Below are 12,102 nucleotides of genomic sequence, written 5' to 3'. Positions count from 1 at the left end.
GGTAGAATAAAAGTACCTATCCACGAAAAGTGTGATTTTTTCGCCCAAAACAGAAAAAACGGAGATTGACCCATGATGACGATACGCGAATATGCCCGCCCCGCCACGCTGGAGGAGGCATGGCAGCTGAACCAGAAAAAGCCCAACCGCGTGCTGGGCGGTATGCTCTGGCTCAAGATGGAAAAGATCAATGTCGGCACGGCCATCGACCTGTCGGCCTTGGGGCTGGATACGATCGAGGAGACTGACACCGAGATCATCATCGGCGCTATGGCAACGCTGCGCGATCTGGAAACGAACGCCGCCCTGAATGCCTACACCGCGGGGGCTGTGCGGGAGGCTGTGCGCCACATTGTCGGCGTGCAGTTCCGCAACTGCGCCACGGTGGGCGGCAGCATCTATGGCCGGTTCGGCTTTTCCGATGTGCTGACGCTGTTTTTGGCGCTGGACTGTGAGGTCGAGCTGTACAGGGCGGGTCGGATGCCGCTGGCGCAGTTTGCCGCGATGCCCTATGACCGCGATATTCTGACCCACATCTGCCTGCGCAAGACGCCGGGGCTGAAGGTGCAGTACCAGTCGGTGCGCGCGACCCAGACCGATTTCCCGATCCTGACCTGTGCGGCCGCCCGCACGGCGCAGGGGCAGTACCGCTTTGCCATCGGCGCGCGCCCGATGAAGGCCGTGCTTGTCACGCCGGACTGCGACCCGGCGCAGATGCCCGCCGCCGTGCAGGCAGCCGTCAAGACCGGCAGCAACCTGCGCGGCAGTGCCGAGTACCGCACCCACCTGACCGGCGTGCTGGTCCGGCGTGCCGTGGCCGCGTTGGAAAATTGACGGAGGTATACCATGCAGATCACATTTACCTTAAATCATAAAAAAGTCACCGCCGAAATCGCGGCTGACACCGTGCTGCTGGACCTTGTGCGCAGCCTCGGATGCAAGAGCGTCAAGCGCGGCTGCGAGACCGCCAACTGCGGCCTTTGCACGGTCTTTCTCGATGAAAAGCCGGTGCTGTCCTGCTCGGTGCTGGCGGCGCGGGTCAACGGCCGCAGCGTCACCACGCTGGAGGGGCTGCAGGAGGAGGCTGCCGAGTTCGGCACCTTTATCGCCGATCAGGGTGCGGAGCAGTGCGGCTTCTGCAACCCGGGCTTTATTATGAACGCGCTGGCGCTTTTCCGGGAAAACCCCGACCCCGGCGAGGATGAAATCAAGGAGTATCTGGCCGGCAACCTCTGCCGCTGCTCCGGCTATGAGGGCCAGCTGCGGGGCATTTTGAACTTTTTAGCGTGGAAAAAGGGGAAGGAGGCTGCCCAATGAAAACCGTGAACCAATCCATGCGCAAAAAGGACGCCATGCAGCTTGTGACCGGCCAGCCCGTCTACATGGATGATGTCATCCCGCAGGACTGCCTGATCGTAAAGCTGCTGCGCTCCCCCCATGCCAACGCTATCGTGCAGGAGATCGACACGAGCCGTGCCCTGCTGGTGCCGGGCATCGAGGCGATCTACACATGGAAGGATGTGGACCAGCAGGGCCGCCGCTACACTCAGGCGGGCCAGACCTACCCCGAGCCGAGCCCCTATGACCGGCTTGTCATCGACCGCCATGTCCGCTTTGCGGGGGATGTTGTCGCAATTTTGGCCGGCAAGGATGAAAAATGCGTCGATAAGGCGATGAAGCTCATCAAGGTCCGGTATGAGGTCCTGCCCGCCGTGCTGGACTACCACACGGCGCTGGACAACCCCATCCTTGTCCACCCGGAGGAAAACTGGGAGTCGCTGGCACCGGTCGGGGCCGACAACAAGCGCAACCTCTGCGCCCACGATGAGAGCGGGGCGGGCGATATTGAGGCGGTGCTGGCGGGGTGCGATGTCGTCATCGACCATACATACCACACCCGCGCCTGCCAGCAGGCCATGATGGAGACCTTCCGCACCTACTGCAGCATAGATGCCTACGGGCGGCTGAATGTCCTCAGCTCGACCCAGATCGTTTTCCACTGCCGCCGGATCCTGGCCAATGCGCTGCACATCCCCAAGTCGATGATCCGGGTGGCCAAGCCCCGCATCGGCGGCGGCTTCGGCGCCAAGCAGACCTCGGTCTGCGAGGTCTACCCCGCCTTTGTGACATGGAAAACCAAAAAGCCCAGCAAGATCATCTTCAGCCGGTACGAGAGCCAGATCGCCTCCACCCCGCGCCATGAGATGGAGCTGCATGTCCGCCTTGGTGCGACAAAGGACGGCATCGTCAGGGGCATCGACCTCTACACCCTGTCCAACACCGGTGCTTATGGCGAGCATGGGCCTACAACGGTGGGCCTGTCCGGCCACAAATCCATCCCGCTCTACGGCAAGGCCGAGGCATTCCGCTTTGTCAGCGATGTCGTCTACACGAACCACATGTCCGCGGGCGCTTACCGCGGCTACGGTGCGACTCAGGGCCTGTTTGCGGTGGAGTCCGCCGTCAATGAGCTGGCCGACAAGCTGGGCATCGACCCGTTTGTGATCCGCCAGCGCAACATCGTCCATGAGGGCGATGTGATGCCCGCCTACTACGGGCAGGTCAACACCAGCTGCGCGCTGGACCGCTGCCTGCAGGCCGTGCATGACAACATCGGCTGGGACGAAAAATACCCCGTGCGCGACATGGGTAACGGCAAGGTGCGCGCCGTGGGCATGGGCATGGCGATGCAGGGTTCCGGCATCACGAGTGTGGATGTGGGCAGCGCCAGCCTGAAGATCAACGATGACGGGTTCTATACCCTCTCGATCGGTGCGGCCGACATGGGCACCGGCTGCGACACGATTCTGGCGCAGATCGCCGCCGAGGTGTTGGAGTGCCCGCTCGACAATGTGACGGTCCTCGGCGCGGACACCGATTCCTCGCCCTACGATTCCGGCTCCTACGCATCCAGCACGACCTATGTCACCGGCAAGGCGGTTGAGCAGTGCGCCGAGCAGCTCAAGCAGAAGATCTGTCAGGTCGGTGCGGGGCTGCTGGGCCTTGACGAGCGCGCGGTCGTCTTTGCGGGCGATGCTGTGACAAGCGAGGACGGCACGCAGCGCGCCACGCTGGCGCAGATCGCCGCAGCCTCCCAGTGCGGCAGCAATACGGCGCTGGAGGCAGTTGTGACCCACAGCTCGGAGATCTCGCCCCCGCCGTTCATGGTGGGCGCGGCCGAGGTCGAGGTCGATCTGGAGACCGGTGAGGCGCAGGTCATCCGCTATGAGGCGGCCGTTGACTGCGGCACACCGGTCAACCCGAACCTTGCGCGGGTGCAGGCCGAGGGCGGCATCCTGCAGGGCATCGGTATGGCGCTGACCGAGAATGTCACCTACGATGACCGCGGCATGCCGCAGGAAAACTCGCTGATGCAGTACAAGATCCCGGCGCGCAACGACATCGGGCATATCCATGTCGTATTTGAGAGCAGCTACGAGGGCACCGGCCCCTTCGGTGCCAAGAGCATCGGCGAGGTGGTCATCAACACCCCGCTGCCCGCCGTGGCCGATGCGATCTACCACGCCACCCACAAGCGGTTCTATGAGCTGCCCATCACCCGCGAGCAGATCGCGCTGGCCGGGCAGTAAAGGGCAGGGAACGGCGAAAAAGCCCCTCTGCGGGGATAAAAAAATTGCAAGCCGGCAGATCGTCGGCTTGCAATTTTTTTTTCAGGCTGCAAAAAAACTCTTGTAGGGGCGAGCATTGCTCGCCCGTGCCCGTTTGTCTGTGAAAAACCTTCCCGGAAAACGCGCTGCTGCGCCAAGCCGGTGTGAAGATTCAGGTTTCACCACCGCGGTTAAAACTGCGCCGGTTGTTGGGGAACCAAATGGCAGGGGTGAACACAGCCAGCCCCACCGCTGTGGTATCCCCGGGGTTGGAAACGATGTGGGGCAGGTTGGACTGCACCACAGTGGTGTCTCCGGCGTTCAGGCGGGTAGTCTCGGACTCCACCAGTACATCCAGCTGCCCCTGTTCCAGCAGCAGGATTTCCTCACTGGGATGGATCACCGGCAGGTCGCCGTCTTTGCAGTGGGGTTCCAGCTCAAAGCGTATGACCAACGACTGAGGTACAAAATCTCCGTTGGGCATGGGCGTAAGCAGATGATACCGTATATTGGAATTGGGCTGGGAGAGGATCATCATATCCGCCTGACGGGTTGTCAGGCCAGTGCTGCTCTCACCTCCCATAAACAGATAGGTGGGGATGTCCAGAGCGGCGCTGAGTTTGCGCAGGGTGGACAGGGACGGGTCGGTGAGATTGCGCTCGATTTGGGAGATATACCCGATGGACAAACCAGTCTTTTCGGCCAGTTCCTTGAGGGTGATTCCCCGCTTTTTCCGGATATTTCGAACCTGTTCGCCCAGCATAAGACCTCCCGCTTTTTCGTAAAAAGATTTATTTACAGTATATCACAAAATGCCCTGTACGTAAATAAGCAAGAAAATATTCGATATTTATAAAATTTTTTACAAAGAAAATCAGATAATTTCTTGCTTATCCCATAAAGTGCTCTGAAAAATGTGAAAAAAGCAGAAAAGCTCTTGACAAAAATTTTAGAAATAGTAAAATTTATAAAAAAATTGTAAATTTTATAAAAATTATTGTGCAGGAGGAACCCCATGAAAATCACAGATGTAAAGGTAGAAACCATCCGTATCCCCATGAAAAAGCCCTTCCGTATTGCTTTTGCGGTACAGGATCATTCGCTGAATGTGCTGGTGAAGATCTCCACCGACGAAGGTCTGTGGGGCATCGGTGAGGCCGCGCCCTTTGAACCGGTGACCGGCGAGAGCGCAGCCACCGTTTTGGAAGCGCTGAAACTGTTCCGCACCGGATTGATCGGCATGGATCCGCTGGACGTTGAGGGCATCCACAGGATGATGGACCGCCTGCTGTCAGGCAACACCTCGGCAAAGGCTGCGGTGGATATTGCCCTGTACGATATCAAGGGCAAACTGATGGGTCAGCCTCTGTACAAGGTGCTGGGCGGCAGCGTGAACCAGATCATCACGGACATGACGGTGGGCATTGACACACCGGAAGCCATGGCCGCCGAAGCCCGGGAACGGGTGGAAAAGGATGGCTTCACCATTCTGAAAATCAAGGCCGGCATCAACCCGATCGAGGATATCCAGGCATTGACCCTGATCCGTCAGGCGGTGGGCCCCAACATCCGCCTGCGTGTGGACGCCAACCAGGGTTACACTGTCAGCGATGCGGTGCGCACCCTGAAAGCCTTTGAAGAGGTGGGCGTGGAAGCGGTGGAACAGTGCCTGCCCAGCTGGGATCTGGACGGTATGCGCTTTGTGCGTTCCAAGGTGGACTTGCAGGTCATGCTGGATGAGTCGGTCCACACCCCCATCGACGCAGCAAAGGCCTGCAAGATCGATGCTGCAGACATTATCAACATCAAACTGATGAAGTGCGGCGGCCTGTACCCGGCGGAAAAGATCAACGCCATTGCCGAGGCAAACCATGTACAGTGCATGGTGGGCTGCATGCTGGAGACCAAGGTGGCCATTGCTGCCGGTGTGAGTCTGGTTGCCGCCAAGCAGAACATCACCGAGGCGGACTGCGACAGCTTTATGTACGCCGTGGACCCCGAGATGGGTATGCCCGGCGGTTTTGCCGTGAATGGCGGCGTCTACACCCTGTCCGACAAACCGGGCCTTGGCATCGATATTGATTTTTAAGCGGGACCCCGCAGAGAGGTATAGAAAGGTATATTATGGCGAATACGATTTTTTCCTCCGAAGGCGCGCTCCTGTTCATTATGGTCGCCACGGTTGCACTGGGATTCTGGCTGCAGCGGTTCAAGGTGTTCAAAACACTGGGTCCGGCCCTGACGGTTATCGTCATGGGCATCGTGATGTCCAACCTGCGGATCGTGCCTACCTCCAGCCCTACCTATGATGCCATCAGCGGCTACTGTGTGCCGTTGTCCGTTTCCATCTGCCTGCTGAGCCTGGACCTGAAACAGATGCGCAAATTATCCAAGGAACCGATCATTGCGTTGGCCTCGGCCATATTCAGCGTCTGCGTGGCAGCTTTGGTGTTCGGCGTACTGTTCGCCAACAAAATCGACGAGGGCTGGAAGGTGGCCGGTATGTTCGTGGGCACCTACACCGGCGGCAGTTCCAACCTGACCGCCATCGCTGTAGGCCTGGATGCCAGCAAGAACACCATCGCCTCGGCCAATGCCGCCGACTATGTGGTGGGCATCCCCACGCTGATCCTGATGTTTGCTACCCCCGCCCTGTACAAGAGTTCCAAATGGCTGAAAAAGCTGTGGCCCTATGATATGAGCGAGTCGGAGCTGCTGGGGGATGGCAACCACGAGGAACTGATGACCTCCAAGGAATGGTCCATCCAGGAAATCGCCTGGTTGCTGGCCATCGGCTTTGGCACCGTGTGGGCTGCCACCAGCATCTCCTCGATGGTATTCGGAGAAGGGTTCCGCAGTGCAGGCCGCATCCTGCTCATCACCACCTTCTCCATCATCCTGGCACAGGTGCCGGCCGTCCGCAAGCTGCGCGGCAACTTTGACCTGGGCCTTTTCATAGCGGTGCTGTTCCTGGTGACCATCGGCTTTGCGGTGGACCTGAAGCAGTTCTTCGGATCTACCTTCTACATCACCCTGTTCTGCTTCTGTGTCATCGCCTGTTCCATTCTGCTGCACCTGCTCATCACCCGGCTGCTGAAAGTCCGTTTTGAGTATGTGCTGCTGTCCATCGTGGGCTGTATCTCAGATGGCCCCACCGCCGCCCTCATCGCCTCCAGCGCCCAGTGGAAGATCCTTATCAACATCGGCTTGCTCATGGGCGTACTGGCCGGTGCCCTGGGCAACTATGTGGGCATCGGTGTAGCCTATGCCATCCGTGCTTTCATCGGCGCCTAAACGGAAAACGGGAGAAACGGAAATGCGTAATTTTGACTTATATGTTTCAGGCATCCTGTACGGCAGACTGCGGCTGGGCGACGGCACACCCCAGATCCAGAAACTGGACGTGCATACCGGCGTGCTGCTGGACTGGCAGGACCTGACTGAACAGGACCGGGATTTTTACCGTTTCTTTGTGAAGATAGACTTTGCCGCCCTGGGGCAGAACCTGTCCCATTACGAGTCGGGGCTGCATGGCACCGGGGAAGTTTCCCTGTGCGGTGAGCGCTACACCAGCGAAGACGGCTGCAGCTACCTGCAGCGGGATGTAAAATTCCCCAACAACAAACAGATAAAAGAAGGGCGGCTGATCGCCGTCACCTGCCCTGCCCGGGAGATGGTCACGGTGCTGGTGGAACCCGGTGCCGAGGAGGAGACCATCCTGCGCCTGTGGCGCTCGACCTGGCCGGAGGAACAGTTGTTCCCGGTAGAACATGCGCAGACCTTCCCAGTGCCCATGCGGGACGGGGTACATCTTTCCACCGACGTATACCTGCCTAAAAACTGCAGTACCCCGGTGCCCGCAGTGCTGGTACGCACCCCCTACGGCAAAGAGGACGGCTGTGAGGTATACTACCGTTACGTCCAGCGCGGCTACGCGGTGGTAGTACAGGATGTGCGCGGCCGAAACGCCAGTGAAGGCGAATGGCTGCCCAACTACCACGAGGTGGAGGACGGCGACGATACTCTGAACTGGATTGCCGCCCAGCCATGGTGCAGCGGACGCATCGGTATGGTGGGCGGGTCCTACCTGGGTTATGTACAGTGGGCGGCCGCTGCCAGCGGCAACCCCCACCTGAAAGCTCTGATCAGCGTAGTCTGCGCAGGCAGTTCCTTTGTGGATCTGCCCCGCCGGGGTGGGTCTTTCACCTCGGGCATGCTGGCCTGGGCCTTTGCGGTGTCTCAGAAAACCTTCCACCCTGAGCTGATGGAACGCGATGACTGGGAGAAAGTGCTGAACATCCGCCCCCTGACCGACCTGCCGAAAAAGGCTCTGGGGTACGATGTGCCCTTCATCACACGGTGGCTGGAACCCAGTGACTACAACGATTTCTGGCGTATGTCCAACTGGCAGGAACGCTCCGTCGGGGCGCAGATCCCGGCGCTGATTCAGTCCGGCTGGTTTGACGACAACGGCATGGGTACCACCGAAGCCCTGGAACTGGTCCATGACTTCCCTCGGGGCATGCGCAAGGTCATTCTGGGACCCTGGCAGCACAGCGGCAATAGTAAGTACGACATGCACGGGGTATCCTTCGGCAGCCAGGCGCTGCGCTTTGATCTGGACTGGCTGTATTTCCGATGGTTTGAGCATCACCTCAAGGAAGTGGACAACGGCATCGACCAGACTGCCCCGGTAGAATACTACACCCTGGGCCAGGAGGTATGGAAGACCGCCGAAAACTGGCCAGTGCCCGAGACCCGGGTCACCCACCTGTATCTGGATAGTGACGGCCATGCCAACACCTCTGCCGGGGACGGGCGGCTGACTTTTGCCAAGCCGGAGCGGGAGAACTGCGACGGTTACGCCTATGACCCCGAAAATCCGTCCCAGCACATCATCGATATGTCGGAGAACGAGATCGAAGTGCCAGAGGACTACACCCGGGAGGAACTGCGTCAGGACCTGCTGTGCTACACCTCCCCTGTGCTGAAGGAAAATCTGGTTCTGACCGGTGATATGACGGCGGAGTTGTATATTTCTTCTGACGCGCCGGATACCGACTTTGTGGTGCGTGTTACCGACGTGGATGAGAACGGCCGGTCCATCAAACTGGCGGATGGCCTGCTCAGCGCCCGATACCGTAATGGCTTTGCCCGGTCGGAGTTTTTGCAGGAAGGTGAGATCGTCTGCCTGAAGATCCGCACCACCAAGTTGTCCAATTGCTTCCGGAAAGGCCACCGCATCCGGGTGACCGTCACCTCTAGCGCCAAGAATTTCATCTTCCCCAACAGCAACACCCGGGAAGGTTTTGCTTCCGCCCGGACCGTGGTGGCCCATAACCGGGTATACCACGGTGGATTGCACGCCTCCCGCCTGACGGTGCGGGTGGAACCCTAAGCTATGGATTGCCCTCCCTGTCAGCGGAAGCGAACAGATCACATTCTGCTCCGCAACCATCAAGCCTCGGCCAGAAAAGGCCGGGGCTTTTCTGGTTCTGGGAGTTAGAAATGTTCCTGTTTCAGCTGGGAAACCGGCTGTTCCAGGCCTTGACGATTGCTGCAAAGTACTTACGCGGTATCACCTGAAAAATATGACGCTGCCGGATCACATTACAGAATGTTATAAAACCAAAAAAGAAAGCCAATAAAACAATAAGCACCACCAAGTTAAACTTAGTGGTGCTTATTTGCTTTCTGCAGTTCAGACCGTTCCGATCATCCCCGGCGCTTTTTATAACCGGTGTTTCAGTTCTTCTACAATGCTGACGCTGGCTGTGGAGCCGATGCGGGATACGCCAAGCTCGATCATACGCAAAGCGGTATCCAAAGTGCGGATGCCGCCGGCCGCCTTGATCTTTACCTCATCGCCGACGCATTTTTTCATCAGCGCCACATCCTCAAAGGTTGCGCCGCCGGTGCCAAAGCCCGTAGACGTCTTTATGAAATCCGGGCGGACCTCCCGCGCGATGGAACACAGTGCACGCTTTTCCTCCTCGGTCAGGTAGCAGTTCTCAAAGATCACCTTCGAGATCGCCCCTGCACGGCGGCATTCTTCTACAATGCCGGCCATCTCATGCTCAATGAAATCGTAGTTTTTCTCTTTCAGCTGCGTAATGTTGATGACATAATCTATTTCATCCGCGCCATTGGCGATCGCATCTACGGCTTCATATTTCTTGACCTGGGGCGTACTCTGCCCCAAGGGGAAACCAATCGCTGCCCCTACATGGACCGATGTTCCCGCCAACAGTTCCTTGCACAGAGAAACCGGAGCCGGGTTGATGGCCACCATGGCAAAGCCGTACTCACGAGCCTCTGCACAGAGCTTTTCAAAATCCTTGCGCTGCGCATAAGCGCGCAGCTGGGTGTGGTCAAAATAAGCTGCCAGTTCGGCAGGCGTAATAGGATTCATAACAAATCTTTCCTTTCTTTTCGTGTGCGGCAGCAGCCTTTACAAAAACGATGCTGTCTTGCCGGGGTCGATGAAGCCTTCGCCGTAGACCTCGCCGGTTTCTGTCACCATGACCATACAGCCGGGGTCAATGCGGTAAGCCGCCACCCGGATGCGGTACACCTGCGGTCTGGCACAGACGCAGAGCAGCATCTGCCGCTCCGTGCCGGTGTATGTGCCCACCGCTTTGACCATCGTTGAGCCGCGCTCACATTGGCGGGAAATTTCGTCCGCAATTTCCTGCCCCTTGGTAGTGATGATCGTCAGCATTTTGCCGGCATTGCTGCCGTACATGATTTTATCGATAACCAGCGATGTGACCGCCGTTGTGACAAGACCGTACAAAACGGCATCGACAGAACCAAACACAGGCCACCCCAACAGGATGACCACAAGGTCTATCGCACCGGTCACAACACCGACCGACAGATGCGGGCGCAGCACCTTGATCGACATCGTCAAAAAATCGGTGCCGCCGCTGGACGATCCCCGCATATACAAAAGCGCCAACGCGCCGCCCCATGTGATACCCGCAAACAGTGCCGCCAGCAGCGGATCGCCGCCGTAGCCGGGCTGGTCTGCAAAGACAACATCCTGAAAAAAGGTACACCACAGCATACTGATGACCGTTTTTCCCAGAAAGGCGCGTCCCACAAAGCGGAAACCAAGCAGAACCAGGGGCACATTCAGCACCAGCGTTGTGATGCCGATGGGGAACCCCCACAGATAGTTGCCCAACAAGGCCAGACCCGACAGCCCGCCGGGTGCAAAGTCGGCGCCCTTGGCAAAATAGCAGATGCTCAGGGCATACAGAAACCCTGCGACCAGATTATACAGCTGATCCGTTACAAGGGTCTGCGCTTTTTCTTTCATCATAGAACACTGCCCCTTTTTTGGAAAACGAGGAGCTTCTCTTGCGGGAAAGCGCTCCTCGTTTTGCATTTATCCAATCAGTTTTAATTTTCGGAGTGCATGGGCGATGCCGTCATTTTCCACGGTGTCTGTGACCATATCGGCACAGGCGCGCACCTGCGGCAGGGCATTGCCCATTGCCACGCCGATACCGGCTAGCTGCAGCATTTCCAAATCGTTTTCGGCATCTCCAAAGGCAATGGTTTCCTCCGGTGTGATACCGATTGCCGCACACAGGGCACGGATGCCGTTTTCCTTGCCGCCGGTTCGGCTCATCAGATCCACCACAGCATCCCCCCAGCGCTTTGTCCGGCAATGGGGCATCTGCCGCAGCAGTTCTTCTTCCTCCTCCTCGTTCACGAAGGGGATGACCTGATATATGCGGCGGTTTTCCAAATCGGAGATGTCACGCACAGCCGGCACGGCGGTGCCGATTTTTGCCTGCTCGACCTCCATGCGGGAATCCACACAGTTGGCGTACATCCTGTCTTTTTCAAGAAAGATGCAGCTGCAGTTCTTTTTCTGCAAAAACTGCTTCAATGCCGACAAATCCCCGGCGGGAATGGGTGTTTCCCGCACGATCTGACCCTGCAGCTCACAGAGCTGGCCGTTCATATAAACAGCACCGTCAACCGTGATCCCGGGCAGCATGTTTTCTTCCGCGATTTCCAACGCATGGCGGCCGGTACACAGAAATACCTGCACGCCGCTGCGCTGTAAAGCCTGCAGTGCCGGGGCTACACTGGGCGGCATCCGATGCCCGCCCACGGTAATCAGGGTGCCGTCCACATCAAAGAAGGCTGCGCGTATCCTTTTTCCGCCGCACGCCGCCAGCGCAGGCAGCTCGGCAAGGCTGTCGATATGCAGCTGCGCCGCACGCTGGTCAAACGGGAATCTTTCGTCACGCAGGGCAGCCACAACGCCGCCCGCCGCCGTACCTGCCTGCACACCGTAGGTGGAGTCCTCCACGATCAGGCACTCCTCCGGCCTGCGTTTCAGCTTGTCCATGGTGAAACGGTAAATTTCAGGATCCGGCTTGCTGTGGGTAAATTCGTGACCGCTGACGATACAGTCAAACAACTCCCGGATTTTGCACTGTGTCAGGACCTGCTCAATACATTCCCGGCTGCT

General features: G+C 58.2%; 10 protein-coding genes. 6 read left to right on the top strand and 4 right to left on the bottom strand.

Translation table 11 applies throughout. The features are described 5' to 3' along the window. The first annotated feature begins 72 nt into the window (after positions 1–72). The 3 genes from ACZO0A_RS06690 to ACZO0A_RS06680 are packed head-to-tail and all read left to right on the top strand — an operon-like array spanning position 73 to position 3,590. The gene (locus ACZO0A_RS06690) at positions 73–834 is read left to right on the top strand and encodes an FAD binding domain-containing protein (protein ID WP_078784778.1); all 762 of its coding nucleotides are present in this window, start codon (positions 73–75) and stop codon (positions 832–834) included. 12 nt (positions 835–846) lie between these two features. After that, a complete protein-coding gene (locus ACZO0A_RS06685) occupies positions 847–1,317 on the top strand; it encodes a (2Fe-2S)-binding protein (RefSeq protein ID WP_302375756.1) in 471 nt (156 codons plus the stop codon). After that, positions 1,314–3,590 carry a xanthine dehydrogenase family protein molybdopterin-binding subunit gene (locus ACZO0A_RS06680; RefSeq protein WP_302375754.1) on the top strand — a complete coding sequence of 759 codons (2,277 nt, stop codon included), beginning with the start codon at positions 1,314–1,316 and terminating at the stop codon, positions 3,588–3,590. The genes ACZO0A_RS06685 and ACZO0A_RS06680 overlap by 4 nt, the downstream gene beginning before the upstream one ends. A 190-nt stretch (positions 3,591–3,780) precedes the next feature. Here ACZO0A_RS06680 and ACZO0A_RS06675 read toward each other — a convergent pair whose 3' ends face one another. Further along, the gene (locus ACZO0A_RS06675) at positions 3,781–4,371 is read right to left on the bottom strand and encodes a helix-turn-helix domain-containing protein (RefSeq protein WP_291209378.1); all 591 of its coding nucleotides are present in this window, start codon (positions 4,369–4,371) and stop codon (positions 3,781–3,783) included. Between the two features lie 252 nt (positions 4,372–4,623). Here ACZO0A_RS06675 and ACZO0A_RS06670 point away from each other — a divergent pair, with 252 nt between their 5' ends. From ACZO0A_RS06670 to ACZO0A_RS06660, 3 genes are read left to right on the top strand one after another with little or no spacing between them, the layout of a single operon-like run. Beyond that, positions 4,624–5,697, top strand: a complete 1,074-nt coding sequence (locus ACZO0A_RS06670) for a mandelate racemase/muconate lactonizing enzyme family protein (protein ID WP_302375752.1) — start codon at positions 4,624–4,626, stop codon at positions 5,695–5,697. Positions 5,698–5,732: 35 nt separating this feature from the next. Continuing rightward, positions 5,733–6,902, top strand: coding sequence for a DUF819 family protein (locus ACZO0A_RS06665; RefSeq protein WP_291209379.1), 1,170 nt, complete (start codon positions 5,733–5,735; stop codon positions 6,900–6,902). 22 nt (positions 6,903–6,924) lie between these two features. Then, positions 6,925–9,006 carry a CocE/NonD family hydrolase gene (locus ACZO0A_RS06660; RefSeq protein ID WP_302375750.1) on the top strand — a complete coding sequence of 694 codons (2,082 nt, stop codon included), beginning with the start codon at positions 6,925–6,927 and terminating at the stop codon, positions 9,004–9,006. Between the two features lie 333 nt (positions 9,007–9,339). Here the strand turns inward: ACZO0A_RS06660 and deoC are convergent, their stop codons facing one another. From deoC to ACZO0A_RS06645, 3 genes are all read right to left on the bottom strand, one after another. After that, positions 9,340–10,020, bottom strand: coding sequence for a deoxyribose-phosphate aldolase (deoC, locus tag ACZO0A_RS06655; RefSeq protein ID WP_215692343.1), 681 nt, complete (start codon positions 10,018–10,020; stop codon positions 9,340–9,342). A 39-nt stretch (positions 10,021–10,059) separates the two neighbouring features. Further along, on the bottom strand, positions 10,060–10,935 hold the full coding sequence (locus ACZO0A_RS06650; protein ID WP_308133092.1) for a YitT family protein: 876 nt from the start codon (positions 10,933–10,935) through the stop codon (positions 10,060–10,062). A gap of 66 nt (positions 10,936–11,001) precedes the next feature. Then, a partial coding sequence (locus ACZO0A_RS06645; RefSeq protein ID WP_486846171.1) for an HAD family hydrolase occupies positions 11,002–12,102 on the bottom strand: 1,101 nt, incomplete at its 5' end.

Source organism: Gemmiger sp., assembly GCF_057431175.1.
The sequence above is the reverse complement of the archived record's forward strand: the minus strand, read 5'-3'. Positions and strand labels throughout refer to the sequence as shown.

Coding starts and splice junctions, on each gene's coding strand:
- ACZO0A_RS06690 (WP_078784778.1), top strand. CDS start 73: ATGATGACGATACGCGAATATGCCCGCCCCGCCACGCTGGAGGAGGCA.
- ACZO0A_RS06685 (WP_302375756.1), top strand. CDS start 847: ATGCAGATCACATTTACCTTAAATCATAAAAAAGTCACCGCCGAAATC.
- ACZO0A_RS06680 (WP_302375754.1), top strand. CDS start 1,314: ATGAAAACCGTGAACCAATCCATGCGCAAAAAGGACGCCATGCAGCTT.
- ACZO0A_RS06675 (WP_291209378.1), bottom strand. CDS start 4,371: ATGCTGGGCGAACAGGTTCGAAATATCCGGAAAAAGCGGGGAATCACC.
- ACZO0A_RS06670 (WP_302375752.1), top strand. CDS start 4,624: ATGAAAATCACAGATGTAAAGGTAGAAACCATCCGTATCCCCATGAAA.
- ACZO0A_RS06665 (WP_291209379.1), top strand. CDS start 5,733: ATGGCGAATACGATTTTTTCCTCCGAAGGCGCGCTCCTGTTCATTATG.
- ACZO0A_RS06660 (WP_302375750.1), top strand. CDS start 6,925: ATGCGTAATTTTGACTTATATGTTTCAGGCATCCTGTACGGCAGACTG.
- deoC (WP_215692343.1), bottom strand. CDS start 10,020: ATGAATCCTATTACGCCTGCCGAACTGGCAGCTTATTTTGACCACACC.
- ACZO0A_RS06650 (WP_308133092.1), bottom strand. CDS start 10,935: ATGATGAAAGAAAAAGCGCAGACCCTTGTAACGGATCAGCTGTATAAT.